21 protein-coding genes are annotated in these 25,653 nt (G+C 30.6%); 17 read left to right on the forward strand and 4 right to left on the reverse strand.

Annotated elements, in window-relative coordinates; translation table 11 throughout:
• Positions 1–12: 12 nt before the first annotated feature.
• Positions 13–897: a metal ABC transporter solute-binding protein, Zn/Mn family gene (locus C1715_RS04435; protein WP_102399423.1), complete on the reverse strand. Its 885-nt coding sequence runs from the start codon at positions 895–897 to the stop codon at positions 13–15.
• 247 nt (positions 898–1,144) lie between these two features.
• Positions 1,145–3,046: a type I glutamate--ammonia ligase gene (locus C1715_RS04440; RefSeq protein WP_102399424.1), complete on the reverse strand. Its 1,902-nt coding sequence runs from the start codon at positions 3,044–3,046 to the stop codon at positions 1,145–1,147.
• A 399-nt stretch (positions 3,047–3,445) separates the two neighbouring features.
• Here C1715_RS04440 and murI point away from each other — a divergent pair, with 399 nt between their 5' ends.
• The 17 genes from murI to C1715_RS04515 all read left to right on the forward strand — a co-directional run bounded on the left by murI (position 3,446) and on the right by C1715_RS04515 (position 22,926).
• Positions 3,446–4,216 (forward strand): glutamate racemase, encoded by a 771-nt coding sequence (murI, locus tag C1715_RS04445; RefSeq protein WP_102399425.1) that lies wholly within the window; start codon positions 3,446–3,448, stop codon positions 4,214–4,216.
• Positions 4,217–4,621: 405 nt separating this feature from the next.
• Positions 4,622–5,062, forward strand: coding sequence for a hypothetical protein (locus tag C1715_RS04450; RefSeq protein WP_102399426.1), 441 nt, complete (start codon positions 4,622–4,624; stop codon positions 5,060–5,062).
• Between the two features lie 90 nt (positions 5,063–5,152).
• Positions 5,153–5,671 (forward strand): peptidylprolyl isomerase, encoded by a 519-nt coding sequence (locus tag C1715_RS04455; protein WP_102399427.1) that lies wholly within the window; start codon positions 5,153–5,155, stop codon positions 5,669–5,671.
• A 71-nt stretch (positions 5,672–5,742) separates the two neighbouring features.
• Positions 5,743–6,123 carry a DUF3783 domain-containing protein gene (locus C1715_RS04460; RefSeq protein ID WP_102399428.1) on the forward strand — a complete coding sequence of 127 codons (381 nt, stop codon included), beginning with the start codon at positions 5,743–5,745 and terminating at the stop codon, positions 6,121–6,123.
• 17 nt (positions 6,124–6,140) lie between these two features.
• Positions 6,141–6,812: a helix-turn-helix domain-containing protein gene (locus tag C1715_RS04465; RefSeq protein WP_102399429.1), complete on the forward strand. Its 672-nt coding sequence runs from the start codon at positions 6,141–6,143 to the stop codon at positions 6,810–6,812.
• Between the two features lie 487 nt (positions 6,813–7,299).
• On the forward strand, positions 7,300–7,431 hold the full coding sequence (locus C1715_RS19985) for a hypothetical protein (RefSeq protein WP_278320084.1): 132 nt from the start codon (positions 7,300–7,302) through the stop codon (positions 7,429–7,431).
• Positions 7,432–7,461: 30 nt separating this feature from the next.
• Positions 7,462–7,587: a hypothetical protein gene (locus tag C1715_RS19990; protein WP_278320085.1), complete on the forward strand. Its 126-nt coding sequence runs from the start codon at positions 7,462–7,464 to the stop codon at positions 7,585–7,587.
• Positions 7,588–8,031: 444 nt separating this feature from the next.
• Positions 8,032–8,304: a hypothetical protein gene (locus C1715_RS04470; protein ID WP_102399430.1), complete on the forward strand. Its 273-nt coding sequence runs from the start codon at positions 8,032–8,034 to the stop codon at positions 8,302–8,304.
• Between the two features lie 225 nt (positions 8,305–8,529).
• Complete coding sequence (locus C1715_RS04475; RefSeq protein ID WP_278320089.1) at positions 8,530–12,060, forward strand: S8 family peptidase; 3,531 nt, start codon at positions 8,530–8,532, stop codon at positions 12,058–12,060.
• A gap of 443 nt (positions 12,061–12,503) precedes the next feature.
• Positions 12,504–13,826 carry a peptidoglycan-binding domain-containing protein gene (locus C1715_RS04480; protein ID WP_102399431.1) on the forward strand — a complete coding sequence of 441 codons (1,323 nt, stop codon included), beginning with the start codon at positions 12,504–12,506 and terminating at the stop codon, positions 13,824–13,826.
• 296 nt (positions 13,827–14,122) lie between these two features.
• Entirely contained in the window at positions 14,123–15,922 is a 1,800-nt protein-coding gene (locus C1715_RS04485) for a heme NO-binding domain-containing protein (protein WP_102399432.1), read from the forward strand.
• Positions 15,923–15,944: 22 nt separating this feature from the next.
• Positions 15,945–16,520 carry a glycerol-3-phosphate responsive antiterminator gene (locus C1715_RS04490; RefSeq protein WP_242971885.1) on the forward strand — a complete coding sequence of 192 codons (576 nt, stop codon included), beginning with the start codon at positions 15,945–15,947 and terminating at the stop codon, positions 16,518–16,520.
• Between the two features lie 396 nt (positions 16,521–16,916).
• Complete coding sequence (locus C1715_RS04495) at positions 16,917–18,347, forward strand: NAD(P)/FAD-dependent oxidoreductase (RefSeq protein ID WP_102399434.1); 1,431 nt, start codon at positions 16,917–16,919, stop codon at positions 18,345–18,347.
• Positions 18,348–18,450: 103 nt separating this feature from the next.
• Entirely contained in the window at positions 18,451–19,707 is a 1,257-nt protein-coding gene (locus tag C1715_RS04500; protein WP_102399435.1) for an NAD(P)/FAD-dependent oxidoreductase, read from the forward strand.
• Between the two features lie 59 nt (positions 19,708–19,766).
• On the forward strand, positions 19,767–20,138 hold the full coding sequence (locus C1715_RS04505) for a DUF1667 domain-containing protein (protein WP_102399436.1): 372 nt from the start codon (positions 19,767–19,769) through the stop codon (positions 20,136–20,138).
• A 263-nt stretch (positions 20,139–20,401) separates the two neighbouring features.
• Positions 20,402–21,898: a glycerol kinase GlpK gene (gene glpK, locus C1715_RS04510; RefSeq protein WP_102399437.1), complete on the forward strand. Its 1,497-nt coding sequence runs from the start codon at positions 20,402–20,404 to the stop codon at positions 21,896–21,898.
• Positions 21,899–22,002: 104 nt separating this feature from the next.
• Complete coding sequence (locus C1715_RS04515) at positions 22,003–22,926, forward strand: alpha/beta hydrolase (protein WP_102399438.1); 924 nt, start codon at positions 22,003–22,005, stop codon at positions 22,924–22,926.
• A gap of 428 nt (positions 22,927–23,354) precedes the next feature.
• Here C1715_RS04515 and C1715_RS04520 read toward each other — a convergent pair whose 3' ends face one another.
• On the reverse strand, positions 23,355–24,254 hold the full coding sequence (locus C1715_RS04520) for a radical SAM protein (protein ID WP_102399439.1): 900 nt from the start codon (positions 24,252–24,254) through the stop codon (positions 23,355–23,357).
• Positions 24,255–24,491: 237 nt separating this feature from the next.
• Positions 24,492–25,538 carry a YkvI family membrane protein gene (locus C1715_RS04525; protein WP_102399440.1) on the reverse strand — a complete coding sequence of 349 codons (1,047 nt, stop codon included), beginning with the start codon at positions 25,536–25,538 and terminating at the stop codon, positions 24,492–24,494.
• Positions 25,539–25,653: the final 115 nt, after the last annotated feature.

The raw sequence follows: 25,653 nt of genomic DNA on the forward strand, positions 1-25,653 counted from the left end.
TTATAGCCCCTTTTATTTCATTGAATTAGATATTTTTTTAGCCATATCTTTTATGTTATTTGTGTAGTCAGCAGATAAAGGAGATAATTTTTCAGCTTTGCCATTTATGGATTCTGCAAAAGCTTTGGATTGTTTACTATCTACTTCCTCTTCATAAAAAATAGTATTTATATTTTGTTTTTTAGCTAGATCAATTAAATTTTGCATGTCCTTAGGGGAAGCTTCTTTGCCCTCTTTTTCAAGAGCAGTCATATTTAAATCATAGTCTTCTGCAAAATAGCCAAAAGCAGGATGATATACAATAAATGTTTTATTTTTATTATTTTTAAAAGTATCTTTAATTTCTTTATCTAAATTATCTAATTTATTTATGTATTTCTTTGCGTTAGCCTCATATTGAGTTTTGTTTTTAGGATCTAAAGAGGATAGTTCAGAGCTAATCCTATCTATCATAATTTTTACTCTCTTAGGAGATAACCATATGTGAGGGTCATAACTTTCTTTTCCAAACTTTCTTGGAGCATATACTTTAGCTACTTCATCAAAAAGCGATACTATTTTTAAATCTTTATTTATAGATTTTGCTTTTGGAAGTATACTAGCAGCTTCACTAGGGACTCCTATGGTGAAATAGGTTTTAGCATTGCTGAAAGCTTCTAAGGTTTCAGTAGTTGGTTCGCTGTTTTCAGGACTTTTTCCAGGTGGTATTAGAGTTACCATATTTACTAGATCTCCTGCTACAGCTTTTACAAAGGTTTCTTCTGGAACTATGGAAACAGCCACAGTTAATTTATTATTGTTTAAACTTATGTTTTTAGATGAACTTTTTTTAGAACAACCAGTAAATGACAATATAAAAATTCCCAAAACACAAAGGGAAAATAATTTTTTATTCATATTATCGCCTCCTAAATGCTAATCATTTGCATTTACATTTTATATTTTTAAACAGTATTTGTCAATATGCATTATGTAGAGAAAATACATCTGTTATTCTAACCATATGGCAAATGTCTAAACCTATTAGATACGAGTAATTCCATAATTTACATAGTTATTATAGTTATTAATGATGTATTAGTTTTTTTAGCAAATTAAAACCCCCAGCTCTAAATATTTAGAACTGGGAGTTTTATATTTAAGTTTAGATATCTAATAAGTTTTTTTCATATGTACAATATAGTTTTCTAAGCTCTTCCATCTTATTATCTAGTTCTAATTGAAGTTTAGATATAAGGGCTAAATCTTCTTTAATAGTAGCTTCTTTTATTTGACTAAATAGGCTCTTCCTGTCGTAAGTATCTTTCATTATGTATTTTCTTAAATCATTTATTTTTATCCAATATGAAAGATCTAAATCTAGAGCTAAATCGTCTAAATGCAATTTCTTAAAGCCTCTAACCTCTTTCATGTAGTTATTTATTATTCTATGGTTTATTTCCATTAACCATCTTTTAGTAGACGTGGCTTTAAATCCGTTTATCAGTGTATTAGTGAATATGTTTCCTTCCTTTAAAACAGATACTTTATTTTTACAATTATCTAAAAATGTAAGATTTTCATATACAGTTTCAGGAGCTTTCCCAAAGAAATTATCTCTATCTTCTTTTGAATATTTATGGAATACATCGTCCTCACTTCTATACATTCTATATTTTTCTAAATAATCAGCTTCTTCACCATAACCTTTAGATAGTTCTTTTAATAGATCATCTTCAGTTTTTTCATTTTTAAGGGCGTAATTTATTCCATCCAGCATAGCCATACACATGGAAGCTATACATAAATAAGTATTTGTATGTGGGTTAGGAGATCTTAATTCAAATCTAGTAGAAAAAGGATTAGCTAAATCTCTAATAAGGGCTAATAGTATAGTTCTATTTCTAGAAGGTACTTCTACTTTGTGACCTAAAGAAGTGACTATACAAATAGGAGCTTCAAAACCTGGTTTTAATCTCTTAAGAGAGTTATATGTAGAGGAAACAAAAGGACTTATTACTTCATAATTTTTTAATATCCCCATTATAGAAGCATAACCTATAGTGCTTAAAAAATGATCTTTGGTTGCAGTGAATAAATTTATAGTTTTTCCAGATTTACATTTTAGAGTTATACTTATGTGGGTATGTTTTCCGCTTCCAGCTACTGAGTCAATTGGTTTTGCTAAAAAAGTAACATCAAGACCATTTAATCTAAAAATTTCTCTTACTAAATTTTTAATAATAACCTCATTATCTGCAGTTTGGATAGCATTAGAGTATTTCCAATCTATTTCTAACTGTTCCATTATATGTGTGTAGCTTCCGGATTCTCCTACTCTTGCTTTTACTCCGCCTACTTCCTTGTGACCCATTTCTGGCTCGAATCCATAATCCTCCATAAGCATTAAACATTGCTCTAGGGAAGTTCTTACAGAACCTTTAGTTCGTGTCCAGTATTGTTCTTGAAGCACTTGCGATGTGGATAATTCTTCCACATGGGCTTCGTCGTTAGGAGTTTGCACCCAAAATTCTAGTTCTGTGGCAGAGGTAACTGAAATATCTTCTATGTCTTCAAAGTTTATATTATATGGAATTAAAAGTTTAGGGTTTTCTTTAAATATACTTAGAAGAGAAGTTTTAAAAAATTGAATGGCATTTTTTAAGATAGAACGAGAGTCTACGGATTTGTTATCATGGTACAAAAAGCAAGGTATTCTAAGTGTTCCTATAGGGTTACCACTTTTAGGGTCTAAGTGTTCATAATTATAGTCTACAAACCAAGTAGAGTCTTTATCTGCAATCATGTCTATTTTTGCGTTATTTATAGTGGCTATACCGGGTAGTGCTACGGAAGAGCCGTCAGTTTGTATGGCACCTGTTAAAAATCCTTCTATATCGTCTAGGAATAATGATATTGGAATTTTTTCATCTGTATCATTTCCTGCTAAATCAATTCCCACAAAAGAAACAAATTTTACTTCAGTATAAGAAGATAATATTTCTTTTAGCTTCTTAGGGGAGTGGTTTTCTTTTGAAATTCTATACAACAAATCATTCATATTCATCCCTCCATGAAAAATAATATGCTAAAAATTCTACATTAATAGCAATTCAATGTCAAGAAAAATGAATTGGATTTACAGGTTAATTTCATATGAATATTTAAAACAACCTAATAATGGTGAAAAAAAACATTGATTTTTAACATTTTTTAATATTTTATTTGTGTTTTTATAGTGTAGTTTGTTAAAATATCTAAGTAAGGCACATTCAAATAAATAATAAGTCAGTATGCTAGTTTATTTTTGCGTCATACTGCGTCAGCAGAACCCGCCGATAGTCTTACCAAAGGCAGAACCTGCTTCCTTGTCTGGCACAAAATATATTAGCATCTTTGAATTGTTATTTCTTTTCATGTACCTAAAAGGATTTATATTTATTTAACACAAGGTGGTGCAGTATAAATGGAAGAAAACAGTAAACCTATAGGAATATTTGATTCAGGTTTAGGCGGATTAAGTGTTTTAAAAGAAGCTATTAAATTATTGCCTTATGAAGATTTTATATATTATGGAGATACAAAAAATGCACCCTATGGTACTAAGAGTGTAAATGAAATAAGAAAACTTACAAATAGTGTGGTGGATTTTCTCTTAGATAAAGAAGTAAAAGCCATAGTTATAGCATGTAATACGGCAACTAGCGCTTCAGTGGATGAACTTAGAAAAAGGTATTCTCTGCCTATTATAGGTATAGAACCTGCTTTAAAACCTGCTGTAGAACTTAATAGAAAAGGGAAAATTATAATAATGGCAACTACTGTAACCCTTTCAGAGAAAAAGTTTAAAAATTTAATGGAAAAATATAAAAAAGATTGTAATATAGTTCCATTGCCTTGCCCTGGATTAATGGAATTCATAGAAAGTGGAAATATAGATAGCTTAGAATTAGAAGAATATTTAAAAGGAAAGCTTAATAAATTCACTGACGAACAAATATCATCTATAGTTTTAGGGTGTACCCATTATCCATTTATAAAGAATAAATTGTCACAAATTGTAGGTGAGCATGTGCCTATTATTGATGGAAGTATGGGAACTTCTATGCAACTAAAAAGGCAATTGGAGAAAGCAAGTTTACTTAATAATAGAACAGTTCCAGGGAAACTAACTATATATAACTCTTTAGATACTCAGGAGATTATTGAGCTAAGTTATAAACTTATAAGTATATAAACTAAAAACTTTGTGAAAACATTGACAACTAATATGGGATTTGATATAGTATAAATGTAACAAGGAATGAAGAAGATTCTGAAAATAAAAAGTTAATACTCATAATATTACACCCTTACTTTATATATTAATTTTGTGGAGCAGTTATTTTAATTGCTCTTTTTGTTTTTTTGAACTTTATCAATAACCTTCTGTGTAGCGCCTAGTCATAAATTTATATAAATATCTTTTGACTTTTATAGATTTATATTAGCTGTTACAAGCACCTTATAATTTTATGGGAATAAAATAATATTACGATACGGTGCGGAAATTTCACCGATTTAGATGTAAGGTGGATAGCACAATGATAAGGAGGGAAAATATTTAGTATTCTTATGAAAATACCATGGTGAGGGTGATGATATGAAAGGATTTATATTAGATAAAGATGATGAGGAATATTTAAAAAATTATGAACTAAAGGTAATAGATAAAGAGATAATAAAGGAATATGAATTTGATAATATAACAATTGCAAATCCCCAAAATAGTAACAGCATATATATAATTAAAAATATATTTATTAGATCAGAAATTAGTAAACTTTATTTAAGTATAGGTAGTAGAGGTAGAAAAAATTGTTTTGGAGAAGAAGAGCAAAAATTTCTTTTTTTTAATGATACCATAGAAGAGGGAGAATATATACATTTAATTTGTATAGATAATAATAAGGAAAAAAGAATGGAATTGTTGAAAAATAAATGTATAATTTTGTTACCAGAGGGATCTATAAGTATTAAAGTTGACAAGCCTATTAATAAGATGGACATAAAAATACTTTGGAGAGAAGAAAATATAGAGTAAAGACTAAAGCATTAAATAAATGGATAATACTATAAAATGTGATATAATTATTTAAAAATACAAATTAAGTATGTTAAAGGAGAGATAAACATGGCAAATCCAATAGTTACTATTAAAATGGAAAACGGTGATATAATAAAGGCAGAATTGTACCCAGAGGTAGCACCTAATACTGTAAATAATTTTATAAGCTTGATAAATAAAAAGTTCTATGACGGCATATGCTTTCATAGAGTTATACCAGGTTTTGTCATTCAAGCAGGATGCCCTCACGGTACAGGAGTAGGTGGTCCAGGATATTCTATAAAAGGAGAATTTAAATCTAACGGATTTAAAAATGATTTAAAGCATACTGAAGGTGTTTTATCTATGGCTAGAACTATGGCACCTAATTCTGCTGGCAGCCAATTCTTTATAATGGTAGGAGAGGCTCCACATTTAGATGGACAATATGCTGGCTTTGGTAAAGTTACAGAAGGCATGGAGGTTGCTCAAAAGATAGCAGCCACAGAAAGAGACCATAGAGATAATCCAATGGAACCTCAAGTTATGAAAGAAGTTATTGTAGAAACTTTTGGTGTAGAATATAACGAACCAGAAAAAATGTAGTAGGGATATTTTAAAATTTATTCAATAGTTAACTATTGTAATAAGAAACTTATGAGAGAGAAGGGATAACTTTGGACAACAACTCTTCTATGCTAGCCTATGGGTTCAGTGATGAAGAAAATGAAATTTTAAATTCTCTATGCAGTGAAGGATCTTTAAAGTTTAAAATAATAAAAAATACTATGGCTAATATGAAAGTAAAAGATATAGTGAATGGATTGATGATAGAAGTATATGATAAAGAAATGCCAGAAGAAAAGGCAATATTATTTAACAATATAGAAGACCATAAGCTGGAAGAATTAATAGCTAGAATTAGAGCTAATAAAAATTTAGGGTGCATTCTTGCGGTGGTTACTAAAACATCAAAAGAATGGACATTTAAAGAACTTTTAAGAGAGCTTTTAAGGGAACGAGAATGGTATAAGAATAACTCTAACAAAAGGGCATAAAGAAACGAGGTATAAAAATGAGCAGGATCGGGGAAAAAATACAAAAAATACGAAATGAAAAAGGAATAAGTGCAAAGCAATTAGCTAAAAAACTAGGAGTTGCTGAAAAGTTTATAACCGAAGTAGAATTAGGAAGAAAGGTTATGAATGAAAATCTTATTGAAAAAGCTTCAAAGGTATTAGGAGAAGATTTAAATGACTTAACTATGAACTTTAAAGAAGAGGAAAATGATGAAGTAAAAGTCGTAAATAGAAAATTAGGTATAACCAAAGAAAAAGAAGTTTCAGCTGTTTGGGGAGAGGCGTTTTCATCTATACTAAAGGCTATACCAGTATATGATTATAGCTTAAATAAGGTTTTAGGTAAGAAAACACTTCCTTTAGTATCAAACAAAATAGAAGGACATAGTCAAGACAAGGTTTTATTTTTGGCTATAGAAGATGACGATATGATAGGTTTTAGAATAGCGAAAGGTGATATAGCTTTTGGGCATACTATAAATGAAGTTGAAAATAACTCTGTTTGTTTATTAGAGCATAAAGGGGAAAGAGTTATAAGACAAATTAAAAAGCTAGGCAACAATAAAGTTCTTTTAATAAGTAACAGAGGAAATGTAATTACAGAAACCGCAGAAATTAAAAATATTAAACCATTAGTTAAAATAGATAAAGTAGAGATAATACTATAAGAAAATTATGACTTTGTCATAATTTTCAGTGTGCTAGTGGGCCAGTGGGCTAGTAAAGGATAAATTTTAATATATAAAAATAGGGTATATCGCATTAAGAAAAATCTGTCTTTAAGTCTACAATAAATATATTTAGTGTTACCTTAAAGACAGATTTTTTGGCTCATGCATAAGCTATCAGATGGAAGAACAGCTGACTAAATGAGGATTTTCCTCCGCTTCGCTATGTAAAATCTTTAATTTATTTGGCTTATACAAAGGTTAGCTATATAGTAGAGTTGTAGTTAGAGTTACTATGGACAATAAAAGATTGAGAGTGAGCTAAAACAAAGACTCTAATTTTACATTAAATGTAAAATTAGAGTCTTTGTTTTCCATTTTAAAAATTTTCGGATATATGAGCTTTTAAAGTGTAATCAATTAAAAAAAAGGTTGATATTATAAGCGATATACGTTTTGAATTTGAAGAATTAAAACGGTAAGAAAGGTGATTGGTTTAAGATTTTACATTTATGGCAATAGAGTTAAAGCAATTAATGAAGTATTAGCTACAGTAGCAGAAGCTGAAGAAATTCCAAAGCAAGCATTTGATATGGAAAGTGGTGCTAAGGAAGTTTAAAAAATATTTCAAGGACATAAAGTAACATCAATGGATGCATTAGCAATATATAAAAATGCCAATGGGAAAATACAACGTATTAAAAAGGTTTATGCTTATAGCGAAAAACACAGTTGGTTGGATGGGATAAATAAAAAAACAAAGAATATTTTATAATATTATTGCAATTTATAAAAATGATGTTATTATTGTATAATAATGTTATTTAAGTAAGGTGGTACTTTATGTTTAATGTTAAAGAGAAGTACTATGTATATGTTAGCTACAATATAGATTTTAATTTGGTGAACTCTGATGTTAAATCATCTTCTTCAAATGAAGAACATATATTTTAAATAGAAAAGATTATCCTAAACGTATATCCAAGTTCAACTTATACAAATATAAGATATATAAAATTTTGGCACTAATTAGAAGGAGGAGAATATTATAAAAAAGAAATTTTTATTAAGTTCCATTATACTGTGTATATTAGTATTAATAATTACTTTTTTTATTAAAAATGCTAATTCTAAATTAGTAACTGAAGAAGAATTTTATAGTTTCATAAAACAAGCATATGTAACTGAAAATGGTTATACAGAAGATATATCTAAGCATATGTCAAAAGAACTATTTGAAAAAATTAATGTTTTTAAAACATATAGAGGGGATTCAACATTTAAAAAACCATATAAAATAAATAAGTTTGAATTAAAAATAATTTCTAAAAAAACAGTATTTACCAAAACATATTTTAATATAACATATTCTGTTTCTATAAATGATGCTAATAATAAAGAAGTAGGTGGATCTTGGGATGTTTCGGTAAAATATATTGTTAAAAAAGTAAATAATACTTGGTATATCATTGATAAAGAAGAAGATGCTTAAATAAAGTTCTTAAAAGGGGCTGTGGCATTAAGGAATTTATATACAATATATTGTTTTGCAAGTTTAAAGTTAACACAATATGTTGTAGGATTTATTCTTAGTGTGACAGCCTCTTTGTTTTTCATTTTAAAAATTTTCATAATGCAATGGATAGAAATTAATATTTTAGTAACTTATTAGGTTGAAGTTTCATAGAATATAATGTTAAGCAATATTTCGAGGTGAATATTTACGAAAAAGACAGAGGGATTTTTAAATCTATTAAATAATGTGCCACTTAGTGTAAAGGAAAAAATAGCTCAGCTTTCTAAAAATGATGATATACTTAAGGGTTTTTTAGAATTGGTAGTTTTATATGGAGAAAAAGGAATTATAGTTAAAGAAAAAATAGAAAATATGGGTGGAGTATTTGAAGATTTAGGATATGGATTTGGGATAATAACTATAAGTGTTGATAGGCTAGAAGAAGTAGGTAGTATTGAAGAAATTCAATACATAGAATTACCTAAAATATTATATGCTTCAGATTTAGAAAGCAATAGAGCTTCTTGCGTTCCACAGGTATGGAGTTTGTATGGGCTTACGGGAAAAGATGTACTTGTTGGATTTATAGATTCGGGTATAGATTTTACTCATCCCGCTTTTAAAGATATAGAAGGTAATACAAGGATAGATTATATATATGATTTGTCTCAAGGAGGAAAAGTATGGGGTAAAAATGAGATAAATAGGGCTTTGGAATCTCCTAATCCATATGAAATAGTGAATGAGAGAGATTTATCTGGTCATGGAACACATGTAGCAGGCATAGCTTGTGCTGATGGCAATATAGATAAGAAATACTATGGAGTTGCATATGAAGCTTCTATAGCCATGGTAAAAATGACCCCAGAGGGAAAAGTAAACTATGCTAGGAGTACTCAGTTAATGAGAGGAATAAAATTTTTATTGGATAAAAGTAATGAAATTAAAAAACCGTTAGTTATTAATTTGAGTTTTAGTACTAATAATGGAGCACACAATGGCAGTAGCTTGTTAGAAAAGTATATTAATACTATTTGTAATCTTGAAAGAATTAGCTTTGTGGTGGCTTCTGGAAATGAGGGAGACAGGGCGCACCATGTGGGAGGAATTTTAGAAACTTCCCAAAATATATCTATAAACATAGCAGAAGATGAGAGAGTTATAGTGTTGCAATTTTATAAAGATTTTCTTGATGATATAAGTATAGAAATAAAAAATCCAGCAGGTCTAGTATCACAAAATATATTCATAAATGAAGAATACTATGTGGGTACACTAGGTGATGATAGGTATTATATATACAATAGTGGACCTAAGCCTTTCGATATAAATGGAGAAATAGTAATAACACTGTCTAGTCAAAAGGAGTTCATACTTGGGGGAGTTTGGCAAATAACTATAAATTCCTTACGTAGAACTAGAGGAAAGTATGATATATGGATGCCTATTGCTGAGGGTCTAAACCCAAATACAAAATTTTTAAACCCAAATCCATTTAATACACTAGGTATTCCAGCCACGGTACAAGGGGTGATATCTGTAGGTAGTTATAATTATAGATTAAATAGTATATCTAGCTTTTCTGGAAGGGGAGAAATAGGTGGAGATAAACCTGATTTAGTTGCACCGGGAGAGGGAATATTATCTTCAATTCCTATGGGAGAGTTTGATAGCTTGTCAGGTACTTCTATGGCAGCACCTCATGTGGCAGGGGCGGCGGCGATTTTAATGCAGTGGGGGATTGTTCAGGGGAATGATGTATATATGTATGGAGAGAGGTTAAAATACTTTTTGCTTAAAGGAGCTACAAGGGACAAAAGTGATGTGAAATACCCAGGACCTATTTGGGGATATGGAAAATTGTGTGTAAAAGGGGGGATGGATTTGGCAAAGGGTACTAATGTTTTTAGACAACAGGTCAATAAAAAATCTTATATAGTGGAGTATGATGGTGACATAACTGCTTTGTTTAATAATGTGGATTTCGCTTATCCACTTATTTTAGATGAGCGGTATGCAGTAGTATATATTGATTCAGATAAGGCAGAAGATTTTTTTAGTAAAAGTAAAGAAATAATATATGTAGAAGACTTAACCCACTACACTTTAAATCAAGTTTCACCTTTAGATTCAGCTAATATATTAAAGTTTCATACTAGTCCATTCTTAAATTTAAGGGGGCAGGGAGTACTAGTGGGTATGGTAGATACAGGAATTGATTATTTAAATAAAGAGTTCATGTATGAGAATGATACCACTAGAATAATAGATATATGGGATCAAACATTACCAGGAGATAGCTTCCCTAAAGACTTTGGTTTTGGGAGGGAATATGTTAGTCAGGAAATAAATAATGCTATAGAAGCTAAATCTAAGGGAGAGGACCCTTATGCTATTGTAAATAGTAAAGATGACATAGGACATGGAACCAACATGGCAGGAATAATAGGAGGTAGAGGTATAAATCCTCAATTGGTAGGAGCGGCACCAGATTGTGAATTTGCAGTGGTTAAGTTAAAACCAGATAGGGTTATACCACCAGTAGGCGCTATTGAAGGGAAGGGTACACCTGTATATTCCAGTATAAATATAATATTGGCAATAAAGCATCTGTACAATTTAGCAAAGAAATTGAATATGCCAACAGTAATATATGTACCTTTAGGAACTAATGAAGGGGCTCATGATGGAAGTGCTATAGTGGAAAGATATATAGATGAAATAAGTAAAATAAGGGGTATAGTGGTAGTTACTGGATGTGGAAACCAGGGTGATGGAGATATTCATACAGATGGGGTACTTAAACAAGGTGAAGAGAGAATTGTTGAGATAAAGGTAGATGAAATGGAGAGGGATTTAAGTTTTGAAATTTGGTGTAAAAAACCTGATAAAGTATCTATAGGAATAATATCACCTTCAGGAGAAGTAGTAGATAGAATACCGGCAAAGGCTCAGGAGCAGGAAGAGGTAAGATTAGTTTATGAAGGTAGCATTATATTCGTAAAATATTTTATTCCAGAAGAAATAACTGGAGATGAACTTATCAGGGTTAACATTCAAAATATAACTAGTGGGATATGGAGATTTAAATTAATAGGGGATTATATAGTAAGTGGAAGATATGATATATGGCTTCCGCAAAGAGAACTTCTTAAAAATGGAACTAGATTTTTAGCACCATCCCAATATGTAACTCTTACCATACCATCTACTTCTAATAGAATTATATCTTGTGCTTATTATAATCAAAATAATAATACGGTAGTGGCAGCTTCTGGTAAAGGTTATACTAGAGACTTAAGAGTTAAACCAGATATAGCAGCAGGGGGAGTGAATGTAACAACTACTGCTGTAGGAGGAGGAATAACTACAGTAAGCGGAAGTAGTGTGGCAGCGGCAGTAACTGCAGGAGCTTCAGCTTTGCTTTTAGAATGGGGTATAGTTAAGGGAAATGATATTACAATGTACTCTACTAAATTAAAAACTTATCTTATAAGAGGAGCCAGACAGAGAACTGGAGATATTTATCCTAATAGAGAATGGGGATATGGCCAATTAGATTTAGATAAAGTTTTTATAAGTGCAAGAAATATTAAAACAAAAAAACGTATATATACAAATATAAATACAGAGCAAATGTATGAGGAAAATTTAATTACTAGGAAGGAGAAAAATATTTATATAAATATACCTGAGGATATATATGAATTAATATATAATGTTTTAAATTAATAATATAAGGCACATTCAAATAGGAATTTGTAAAGTAGGTAAGAGGTAAAAAGTAAGAAGTAAGAGTGAAAAAGTAAGAACTAATAGGTAAAAGGTAAGAGTTTCTTTAAAAAATTCAGCAAAGCGGAATTTTTATCACAACTATTACTTATTACCTGTTACTTACAAATTAATTTAAAAAACTCTTTGAGTTTTATCCTTAACTCTTACTTCTTAGCTATTACCTATTACTTACCTGCAAATTTCAAATTATAGTTAGTTTCTAAAAGAGCTTTATTCTTCATTTTAAATTTTATATTTTTATTTTTTAACTGCGAAAGTTCAATAAATAAAAGTCACAATTATAATTATCTAAATGATTAAGAGATTATTAGGCATTAAGAACATTTTGTATGTAAAATCCATATTATTGTTATTAGAGTAATTATATAAGGAGATTAAATATGCCAAATGAAGGTACCGTTCAAGTGCAAGTTTTTGAAGGTGAAACCTATATACCTATAGAAGGAGCTAAGGTAAGCATAGTTCAAAGACCAGAAGACAGTACAAGACAGTTAGAAGAAACTACTACTACAGATACATCTGGTTTAACAAATGAGTTAGGATTAAATGCTCCATCTTTGGAGTTTTCTATGAAACCTTCAGACAAATTACCGTATAGTTTTTGTGACATAAGGGTAGAGGCGCCAGGATATAGAACATTATTTGTAAAAGATTGCCAGATATATCCCGATTCTTTGGCTGTGCAACAATGCAAAATGGAAAAGGTAGCACCAAATAGACAAGGGGAAGAATTAGTTGATATACCACCTAATACTTTAGTAGGAAACTATCCTCCGAAGATACCAGAGGACCCTAATAAAGAAGAACCTAAACCAACAGGAGGAGTAGTACTACCGGAACCTGTGGTCCCAGAATTTATAGTAGTTCATGCTGGAGTTCCTAATGATCAATCAGCACCTAATTATACAGTTAGATATAAGGACTATATAAAAAATGTAGCTTCCAGTGAAATTTTTGCTACTTGGCCAGAAACAACTATAAGAGCTAATATATATTGTATAATATCATTTACATTGAATAGGATATATACAGAATGGTATAGGGGAAAGGGAAAAAACTTTGATATAACTAATTCTACTGCTTATGATCATGCTTTTACTTATAGAAGAAATATATATGCAAATATAAGCAGGATAGTGGATGGTATATTTTCCACATATGCCAAAAGACCAACGAGAAAGCAACCACTTCTTACACAATATTGTGATGGGGTAAAAGTTCAATGTCCAGGGTGGCTTACTCAATGGGGAAGTAAGTATCTAGGAGATGAAGGAAAAGTTCCGTATGAAATACTAACTAGATTTTATGGAGCAAATTTGGAATTTCAAACAGCAAAGCAGGTTAGAGGAATCCCTATGTCTTATCCAGGATATGTGTTAAAATTAGGCTCATCAGGTGAGCCGGTTAGAACTATACAAACTTACTTAAACAGAATTTCTCAGGACTACCCAGCAATTCCTAAGGTTATAGTAGATGGAATATATGGACAGAGTACTAAAAATGCAGTTACTACATTCCAAAAAGTTTTTTATTTACCACCAATAGGGGTAGTAGATTACCCAACTTGGTATAAAATATCAGATATATATGTGGCGGTTACTAAAATAGCAGAATTACAACCTAGGGGAGGGGAAAAAGCTGTTTTTATTCCACCAACACCTTATACCAATCTTTATCATCCAACAATAGAATATCCTATATAGAAAAAAATTAATAAAGTGGTATAATTTATATAGTAGAACTTAGTTTTAATATAAAATTAGGAAGTTTAGGAGAATTGATTCACGTCAATTCTCTATTTTACATAAAATTTATTTAATATTAATTATTAATAAAAAATATATATAAACGAATATATAATTGTGATTATACTTTTTTAGTTAGTGAGGCTATTAATAGTTAGTAAAGACTTATAAAAATATATAAAATGCCATAAAAAATTATTAAGAAATGGAGGTGTATCGTTAGAGAAACTATAAGTTTCTTGTAACGGAGTAATATGAAGGGGACAATAGTAGCAACTTGGTTAAAAACATGTAGAAAATTATATAATGATGAAATTGTAGACAGAGCTATGGAATCTGCTGGGTGGGAAACTAGTAGAATATTTTCTCCATTAGAAGATGTGGAGGATTCTAAGATAAAAAGAGTTATAGAAAATGTAGCTTCTGGCGCAGGTTTGGATAGCAAAAAACTTTGGATGGAAATAGGAAAGAGTAATATAATGTCATTCCACGAGGATTTTCCAGCTTTTTTTCAACATGAAAATATGTATTCTTTTTTTAAATCCATGTTTAATGTACACGTAGTAATGACTAGAAAATTTAAAGGAGCTAAGCCACCTATATTAAATATAAATCCAGTATCTAACAGGCAAGCTATATTTACATATAGCTCCAATAGGGGTATGTTTGATTATTTTCTTGGCTTAATTCAAGGAAGTTGTCAATTTTTTAAAGAAGAAATACATATTGACGAATTAGAAAGACGAGATGATTTCTTAAAGTTGAGGCTTACTTTTAATGAAGATATTTATTATAAAAAGGTGTATAAATTTAATAAGATATTATCCTTAGGTTTTATAAAAAAATTAGAAATTAAGGTTGCTGTATTTACATTTTTAATATCATTAATTGGAACTGTGCCTATTTTAGGGTTTCAAAATATTCTAAAGGGATTATTAATATCTTTAGTTTCTTCTGTAGCAGCATGTATAGGAACTCATTTGCTTATGAGGCCTAAAAATATGATTGAGGAAACTATAAAGCAAATTAATAGCCACAATTACAATGAAGACTCTGATATAGAAACGGATGACTTTTTCCAAGATATATTCAAATTGTTAAAAGGATATAAAGAAGTTATAAAAGCTGATTTTGTTGAGTTTAAAGGTGTTACAGATGAAATGAATAATTTTGTGAATAATATAAATTCTATATCTGATACTATGAGAGTTACTTCTGAGGAAATAGCTGGAGTTGTGGAGCAAGTAGCTAATGGAGCAGTGAGTCAGGCACAAAATACAGAGGGAACCGCATTGGCATTAAATGACAATGTACAAATGCTAAAGCGTATAGTAGAGAGTGAAAATGTAAACAAAGAAGAATTAGAAAAAGCTATTGAAAAAATAAATAATAGTTATGAAAATGTGCAAAAGACCAGTACTAATATATTAGATACTTTAGAAAAATTCCAAGGAGTAAAGAATAAAGGATTAGATTTACAGGGAAGAGCTAATGATATAACTGATATAGTTTTAATAGTATCCCAAATATCTGAACAAACTAATCTTTTGGCATTAAATGCCTCTATAGAAGCGGCTAGAGCAGGAGACCAAGGAAGGGGCTTTGCTGTGGTAGCAGAAGAAGTTAGAAATTTAGCAGAACAAACTAAAACTGCTGTAGAAGATATAAATTCAAATTTAGCTGAATTTGTAGGAGATATAAAGGATTTAGTGGACAGTATAGGAAATCAGTATGATGTACTAGAAAGTGAAACAAATAGCTTAGAAATGGTTAAAGAAATTAGTTATGAGGCTAATAAATCAATACAAACAGTATCTTCATCTATGATAAAAACTATAGATGAATTAAATAAAGAGGCAGATTCTATAGCTAGCATATATGAAAATATAGAGTCTCTAGCAGCTATTGCAGAAGAAAATTCCGCTTCTTCAGAGGAAGTAAGTGCTAGTGTAAATAGCTATACAAATGAGTTGAGAAAGTTAGTTGATAACATAGATAAATTCCAGAAAATTACGCAAATATTTAAAGGTGAATTAGTAAAATATAAAATTTAATATACTTAATAAATAAGTGGGAGTGAGCTTTTTGAAAAATGAGTTTTATACGAAATTACAGATTAGTCCTATAATAGCAGCAGTAAATAATCTAAAAAAATTAGATAATGCAATACAATCTCCCTGTGAAATTATATTTTTACTTAAAGGTAATATTCTTAACTTAGATAAAATAGTTCATAAGGTTAAAGAGTCCGGAAAAAGTATTTATATACATGTAGACCTTATGGAAGGATTTGGAAAAGATGAATATGCCTTAAGATATACAAAAGAGAAGATAAATCCACATGGTATAATAAGCACAAAGGCAAGTATAATAAAAGTTGCAAAAGATATAGAGCTATTTGCCATTCAAAGATTATTTATTTTAGATAATTTATCTTTAAATAGTGGAATAGCTACGGTTAAATCTATAAAACCAGATGCAGTGGAAATATTACCTGGTGTGATGAATAAAATAACGGAAAAAATCAGAAAAGAAATTAATGTGCCAGTAATAACTGGTGGATTAATTTCTGATAAGGAAGATGTAATAGGAAGTCTAAAGGCAGGAGCCATTGCTATTTCTACTAGTAAGGAAGAAATATGGTATATGTAGGTCTTTAGTATATTTGAGTTTTAATTGTTATGTATAGGAAAATATAACATACTATATGATTATCCCACAAAAAGCATTACATTCCCTGAATTATGAAATTTCTTAAATTAAATTTATTGTTCCGAGCTCTTATGCAAGTTATGGAGGAGAAATTTCATAATTCCATTACATTGTACCTTATTGTGGGTTAATCACTATATTATATACAATCACTCTTGTGAAAAAGTTAACTTTTTATAAGGCACATATGTCCGTTGACAAAGGTATCTATATTAAAGTATAATAATTTTATAATAAAATATGCGGCAAGAGTGAGAGAAAAAAGCCACGTTTATAAAGGGAGACCCTCTTTATAGATTGTGGTTTTTTTGCTTTTTGAGATTGAGGAGGATTAAAATGTTTGATGTTATTGTTATAGGTGCAGGTATTATAGGATGTAGTGTGGCTAGAGAACTTTCAAAATACAATTTAAACATATGTGTTTTAGAAAAAGGATCTGATGTTGCTGTGGGGACTACTAAGGCTAATAGTGCTATAGTACATGCTGGTCATGATGCTAAGCCGGGTTCTTTAAAAGCTATATTAAATAGAAAAGGAAACTCTATGTTTCATAAGCTTTCTAGGGAGTTGGATTTTCCTTTTAAGAAAAATGGGTCTTTAGTGGTTTGCTTTAATGAAAAGGATTTAGAGAAGCTTAAAGAACTTAAAAAAAGAGGAGAGCAAAATGGAATTTCTGGACTTAAGATATTAGAAAAGAATGAGCTTATGGCTATGGAGCCTAATTTAAATTCCAATATAGTGGCTGCTTTGTATGCTCCTACAGGAGGAATAGTTTGTCCTTATGAAATGACCATAGCTTTAGCAGAGAATGCTTACACCAATGGAGTGGATTTTAAATTTAATTGTGAAGTTTTAGATGTAGTTAAGGACAAAGATGAATTTATAGTAAAAACTAGTTTAGAAGATATTAAAGGAAGACTAATAATAAATGCTGCTGGGGTAAATGCAGATATTATAAATAATATGGTTAGTGAAAATAAAATAAATATAGTAGCTAGAAAAGGAGAGTATTGCTTATTTGATAAAGTAGCTGGAAAAACTGTAGAGAAAACTATATTTCAATTGCCTACTCAAATGGGCAAAGGTGTTCTAGTGACTCCAACGGTGGATGGAAATTTATTAATAGGTCCTAATGCTGTGGATATAGAGGATAAAGGGAACTTGAATACCACTGAGCAAGGTTTAGAAGAAATACTAGAAAAAGCTAAGCTTACGTTAAAAAGTATTCCTATGAGAAGTATAATAACATCTTTTGCGGGATTAAGAGCTCATAGTACAGAAGATGATTTTATAATTGGAGAAGCTAAAGATGTAAATAATTTTATAAATGCTGCCGGAATTGAATCACCAGGTTTATCATCTGCGCCAGCTATAGCAGAGATGATTGAAAAGATAGTTGTAGATAAGTTAAATCCAGATAAAAATGATAAATTCAATCCTATAAGAAAGAGTATACCTAAATTTAGAGAGATGTCTAATGAGGAGAGAAAAGAAATTATAAAGACAAATCCATTGTATGGAAATATAATATGTAGATGTGAATTAGTTACAGAAGGGGAGATAGTAGAGGCTATAAGAAGACCTATAGGAGCTAGAGACTTAGATGGAGTTAAAAGAAGAACTAGAGCTGGCATGGGAAGATGTCAATCAGGATTTTGTTCTACTAAGATAGTGGATATATTGGCTAAAGAACTAAATATGTCTAGAATGGATGTAACTAAGTTTGGAGGTAAATCCAATATATTATTGAGTGAAAATAAGAGATAAATATGAAGTTTGGTATTCAAAAAATTTCTTATACACATTTGATTTAGTAGGTTTTATTTAAAATGTTTATATGTAGTTATTAAGTAAATTTGGAGGTTAAAGCATGAAAAATTATGATATAGCAATAATAGGTGGAGGCCCAGCGGGACTTGCAGCAGCTATAGCTGCAAAGGAACAGGGAATAGATAATATTATTATAATAGAAAGAGACAACTGCTTAGGGGGAATACTTAATCAGTGCATACACAATGGTTTCGGACTTCATACTTTTAAGGAAGAGTTAACAGGACCGGAATATGCCCAGAGATTTATAGATAGAGTGGAGGAATTACAGATTCCCAATATATTAAATAGCATGGTTATAGATATAAATAAAGAAAAAGTTTTAACAGTAGTAAATTCTTCCGAGGGATTATTGGAAATAAAGGCTAAGGCAGTTATTTTAGCTATGGGATGCAGAGAAAGACCGAGAGGAGCTATAAATATACCTGGAAGTAGATGTGCCGGAATATATTCTGCAGGGGCCGCTCAGAAGTTTGTAAATATAGAAGGAGTAATGCCAGGCAAAGAAATAGTTATACTTGGTTCCGGTGATATAGGACTTATAATGGCTAGAAGAATGACTTTAGAAGGAGCTAAAGTTAAAGCAGTGGTAGAACTAATGCCTTATTCTAGTGGATTAAAGAGAAATATAGTACAGTGTCTAGATGACTTTAATATACCTCTTAAACTTTCACACACAGTGGTGAATATTAATGGAAAAGATAGATTAGAGGGTGTAACAATAGCAAAGGTAGATGAGAACAGAAAGCCTATAAAAGAAACAGAAGAATATATACCTTGTGATACATTACTTTTATCTGTAGGACTTTTACCAGAAAATGAGCTATCTACTAAGGCAAAGGTGGAATTGTCAGGTGTTACTGGCGGACCACAAGTTAATGAAAGTTTTCAGACTAATATAGATGGAATATTCGCCTGTGGGAATGTTCTTCATGTGCATGATTTAGTGGATAATGTAACCATAGAAAGCATAAATGCGGGAAAAAGTGCTGCTAATTATGTAAAAGGAAAAGAATATGGACAAGAAGGCATAGATATAGTATCTAAAGGTGGAGTTAGATATACTGTTCCAAAGAGAATAAATCCCAATAATATAGAAAAGGAAATAGATGTTAGATTTAGAGTGGGAGAAGTTTTTCATGACAGTTATGTGGCAGTTTATTTTGATGGTGTGAGAGAGATTCATAGGAAAAAGAGAATACTCACTCCGGGAGAAATGGAAACAGTAAAACTTAATAAGGATATGTTTAATAAATATCCTAAATGTAAAACTATTACAGTGGCGGTAGAAAAGTAGATATTAAACCTTAATAAGTGATTTTGGGTTAATTATATCTGAAAGGAGAATATTGAAGTATGAGTAATATTAGAGAATTAACTTGTATAGGTTGTCCTATGGGATGTTCTTTGGAGGTTAGTATAGAAAATGGTGAAGTAGTAGATGTTAAAGGGAATACTTGCCCTAAGGGCAAGATTTACGCTGAAAAGGAATGTACTAATCCAACTAGAATAGTTACATCTTCTGTAAAGGTAGAAGATGGAGTAATAGATGTGGTATCTGTAAAAACAGAAAATGATATACCAAAAAATAATATTTTTCAATGTATAGATGAATTAAGAGAATTGGCAGTAAAAGCACCTATAAAAATAGGAGATGTATTATTAAAAAATGTAGCAGGCACTGGCTTTAATATAATAGCTACAAAGCAAGTGGATAAGCTGAATTGATATATATAAGTATAGGGAATCTTATAAAGGTCAAATAAAGAAGAGATTAATTAGTCTATATAAATTTATTTAGTATCTTTTAATTAGTTAAAGGATAGGATGATAATATTATTGAATATATATAAATGGAATACCAACTTAGTTCTATGCAAACGATTATATCAGTAATGCCTACTGTAGTACTCTAATCTTTTATGAAACATAGATAGGTAAGGTAGCGGTAGATATGTTGCTGGATAAAATTTCGATATGGAGGATTTATTATGGAGAAATTAATAATGGCGCTTGATCAGGGAACTACCAGTTCAAGATGTATATTGTTCAATAAAAAAGGCGAAATAGTTAGTATGGCTCAAAAGGAATTTAAACAGATTTATCCAAGGTCAGGTTGGGTAGAACATAATCCTATGGAAATTTGGGCTACTCAATTTAGTGTGGCTACAGAAGCTATGTTCACTATAAATGTATCCGCTAAGGATATAGAAGCTATAGGAATAACAAATCAAAGAGAAACTACTATTGTATGGGATAAGAGAACAGGACTTCCTATATATAATGCTATAGTATGGCAATGTAGAAGAACTGCGGATATTTGTGATGAACTCAGAAAAAAGGGCATGGATAAAGTAATAAGAAATAAAACAGGTTTAGTTTTAGATGCATATTTTTCTGCTACAAAAATAAAATGGATACTAGACAATGTGCCTGGAGCAAGGAATGAAGCTGAAAGAGGAAACCTTTTGTTTGGAAATATAGATACGTGGCTTATATGGAATTTAACTAAAGGTAGGATTCACGTAACTGATTATTCTAATGCTTCACGAACTATGTTATTTAACATTCATGAATTAAAGTGGGACGAAGAATTGTTAAGAGAATTTGACATTCCCGAGTCTATGTTACCACAGGTAAAACCATCTAGCTATGTCTATGGAGAAACAGATGAGGTGCTCTTTGGAATGCCCATAAAGATATCAGGAGATGCGGGAGACCAACAGGCAGCTTTATTTGGACAAACTTGCTATGATGAGGGAGCTGCAAAGAACACTTATGGCACTGGATGTTTCATGCTTATGAATACAGGGGAAAAAGCCGTTGCCTCTCAAAATGGGCTACTTACCACTATAGCTTGGGGAGTAGATGGAAAAGTGAATTATGCTTTAGAAGGAAGTATATTTATGGCTGGCGCATCTATCCAGTGGCTAAGGGATGAAATGAGAATGCTTAAAAATGCCGCAGACTCAGAAGAGTATGCTTTAGCCGTAGAGGATACAGATGGAGTGTATCTAGTTCCTGCTTTTGTGGGGTTAGGAGCTCCTTATTGGGATCCTTATGCTAGAGGTACTGTAGTTGGACTTACTAGAGGAACTAAAAAGGAACATTTTATACGAGCTACATTGGAATCTTTAGCCTATCAAACTTATGATATTTTAAGAGCTATGCAAGAGGATTCAGGTATAAAGCTTAAAGAACTAAAAGTAGACGGTGGGGCTTGTGCAAACAACTTTTTAATGCAATTTCAGTCAGACATATTAGATGTATCAGTACACAGACCTAAGGTTACTGAAACTACAGCTTTAGGAGCAGCGTATTTGGCAGGTTTAGCTACAGGATATTGGAAGAATAAAGAGGATATATCTACTAATTGGGCTGTATCTAAGATATTTAATCCAGTTATGATTGAGGAAAAAAGAGAAAAGTTATTAAAAGATTGGCATGATGCGGTAGAAAGATCTAGAGGATGGGCAATAGATAGATAAAAAACCTATGCTAAAGGTAAGTAATTAAACTATTATATCAAGGTAACAGCAAATATTGCTTTTTATAGAGCAAAGTTTTATAAATTAAGGGGGTAGATTAGTATATGAGAGAAGAAAATTTTAAATTTAAGGATACAAGCGGATTAAATATTTTTGTATACAAATGGCTACCAAAAGAGGATATAAAACCTGTAGGAATAGTTCAAATAGCCCATGGTATGGCAGAAACAGCAGAAAGATATAAGAGATTCGCAAACAAATTAGCTAAGGCAGGGTATATAGTTTTTGCAAATGATCATCGAGGACACGGAAAAACCGCTGAGTCTGTGGATAAAGTAGGAGACTTAGGTGAAGATGGTTTTAACAATATGGTTCAGGATATGTATGAAATAACAACGTATATAAAAAAACAATACCACTTGCCTATTTTTATTTTTGGTCATAGTATGGGGTCTTTTTTGACTCAACGATATATACAATTATATGGAGAAGAAATAGATGGAGCCATACTTTCTGGTAGCTGTGGCAGTCAAGGACTTATGTTGGACTTAGGCATACTGTTAGCTAAAAGGGAGATTAGTAAAATAGGCAGAAGCGGAAGAAGTGAAAGAATGGATAAGCTTTCTTTTGGAAGTTATAATAAGGTGTTTAAACCTAATAGAACTAAATCTGATTGGTTAACTAGAGACGAAAAAGAAATAGATAAATATATAAGTGACCAATATTGTGGTGGTATATTTACAGCTGGATTCTTTTATGATTTTCTAAATGGATTGAAATTGATACAGCAAAAAAGTCAGATTGTAAATGTTCCTAAAGAGTTGCCTATATACATTTTTTCAGGTGATAAGGATCCGGTTGGTAAGACAGGAAAAGGTGTTATGAAATTAGTAAACACATATAAAGCATTAGGGATAAAGGATTTAGAGTATAAGCTTTATAAAGATGGAAGACACGAGATGCTGAATGAAATTAATAGAGAAGAAGTAATGGAGAACGTATTAAGATGGCTTAATAGACACGTATAAGAAGAGTGTGATGTAAGTGTCATAAGAAAAATCTGTCTTTAAGTCCACAATAAATATATTTTTTAAGACTGTTTGCAATACGCCAAGAAATTCTAATGTTTTCAAATTTCAATCCCCTAAAGCTTTCAAACTCGCTTCTAACGGCGCTCAAACATGAAAGCTTCTTAATGGGTATTGAAATTTGAAAACAAAGAATTTCTAAGGCTAGCTCAATAGTCTGAAAAAATATATTTATTGTTACCTTAAAGACAGATTTTTCGGTTCATACGTACATTACTTATGGGGGAGACAGACTACTAAAGGAGGATTTTCCTCCGCTATGCTACAGAAAATCTTTTATTGGCGTGTTGTGAACAGTCTCAAATTACACATTTATTACGGAATTAAAATCAGATTTTTCTTCAATGTACTGTGTTACAATATATTTTTTATATTCCGGACAAATCAAAGTCTGGAGTGAATTCTGGTGTGGAGGTTCCTTCACCTTGAATAAATGCCTTAGTAATGCCTAAGTCTAGGCAGTAATCTATTAAAGTATCGTAATGCTTAGAATTCAAAGGTTTATTTATTTCAGCGTATTTGTAGGCATTAAACATTGGAGTATATTGATTCATGAGGCTTATATAAACATCATCTCCAAAGTTAGTATATATATAATCCATTATCTTCTTTGAATCAAATAAAAGTCCAGGTAGCATTAGGTGTCTTATGATGACGCCTTTTTTAATAATCCCGTTACTATCTAATTGAGCTTTCCCAACTTGAGCTACCATATGTTCAATGGCTTTTGAAGCGCTAGTGAAATAGTCTTTTGCGCAGGAGTATTTTATGGCATATTTGTCATTGAAATATTTAAGATCTGGCAAGTACACGTCTATATATCCTTTTAGGGCTTCTATAGTTTCTATGTTTTCATATCCATTAGAATTATAAAGTACAGGTATAGTGAGGCCATTAGCTTTAGCTATTTTTAGTGCTTCTATTATTTGAGGAACATAATGAGTTGGAGTTACCAGATTTATATTGTGAGCCCCTCTTTTTTGTTGTTCTAAAAATATTCTGCTTAACCTATCAATAGATACTTCTTTCCCTATGGATTCTTGGCTTATGTTGTGATTTTGGCAAAAGACACATCTCAAATTGCAATTAGAAAAGAATACTGTGCCAGAGCCATTTTTCCCAGATACACAGGGTTCCTCCCAAGAATGCAAAGAAACCTTGGCTAGTTTAATATTTTTACTACTTTTACAAAAACCTAATTGACCTTCTAATCTATTTACACCACAATTTCTTGGACAAAGTTTGCAATTTTTAAGTAAATTTATCATAATAAAACACCTCTATAATAAACAAAGTTTAAATTAATTATTGTCCCTTGTAATTATAGCATGTAAATTTTAGTTTTATAAGCAATTGAAGAATTTTTATTAATTAATGATTAATGTACGAATATTCAATTGATCATTGAAAATTTCATAATTCAAGCAATGTAATACTTATTGTGGGATAATCATTATATATTAAAAAATTACTTATTTAATGGGCATAAGGAGTAATATAAAGATTTAAAAGTTTTTTCTATAAAATCTTATGCAACATATTATAAATATTAGGCTTAATGCACCAAAGGCAGGATATAAAAAAGTAATTAGATTTTTAAAACCTATTCTTGCCATAGGTACAGTTATACATAATATTAGTAATACAGCTATTTTGTATGGAATATTAAATTTGAATTTTAAGGTTTTTGCTACGCTATATATATCAGATACTTCTGTTGAGAACATTTCAAAAAATATTATTATAAGTAAAACCAGTTGTAATCCCTTGCCAAAAGGATTTGCAATGTATAAAAGTGGTATATCATATTGAAAAATATATGGAATGTTTAGGAGGAGCATCAAATTTATCATAAAACATAAAAGGGTCAAGGCTGCAGCGCCTAAAGTAGAACCAATACATAGAGGTTTAGTTTCTCTAATTTCACTGCTTAAGGGAACTAAAACCCCAGTACAGCAAAGTATATTAAATCCTCCATATAGTAGAGCGGAGATTAGCCAAGGTTTTTTATAGGTCTCTATAGTTTTTATATACTGAATATTAAAAATGTCTTGGTGAAAAATAAGGTATAAGCAAAATATAGTTATAATTACTGTTATTAGTGATGGCACTATGAAGGAATTTATGGTAATAAGACCTTTTGTGTCCTTCATAAGAACAATTATAGATATAAAAACCATTAAAACCATGCCTATCCAAGAAGAAATTTTAAAATATTGGTGAAATAGTGCTCCACTTCCAGCTAGTATTATAGCTGAGCTACTTATCATAAAAAATCCTGTGACAAAATCAGTGAATTCCCCAATATGATTGGGCATTACAAGACTTATTAATTCGTTGTAGGATGAAAGGTTATATTTTATACTTATTTTTATTATTATATTACTTATAAATGAATAAATTAAGAAGCAGAAAATAATTCCTAAGAAACTTTTATATCCGTATGTAGTAAAAAATTGAGTAATTTCTTGACCAGAAGCTAATCCTGCTCCAACTATAGTACCTATAAAAACAGCTGCTATTTGAAAAGTTAATGCAAATTTCTTTTTCAACCCAATCCCTCCAAGTAATTATTTATATTAAAATTATGATTTAACAAATTAAAATTATATTTATTTGGGAAACTAAAATAGAACACTAATATATCTTATTTAAATTAGGAGTGAT

It is taken from the genome of Haloimpatiens massiliensis, from assembly GCF_900184255.1.
GTDB classification, from domain to species: Bacteria; Bacillota; Clostridia; order Clostridiales; family Clostridiaceae; genus Haloimpatiens; species Haloimpatiens massiliensis.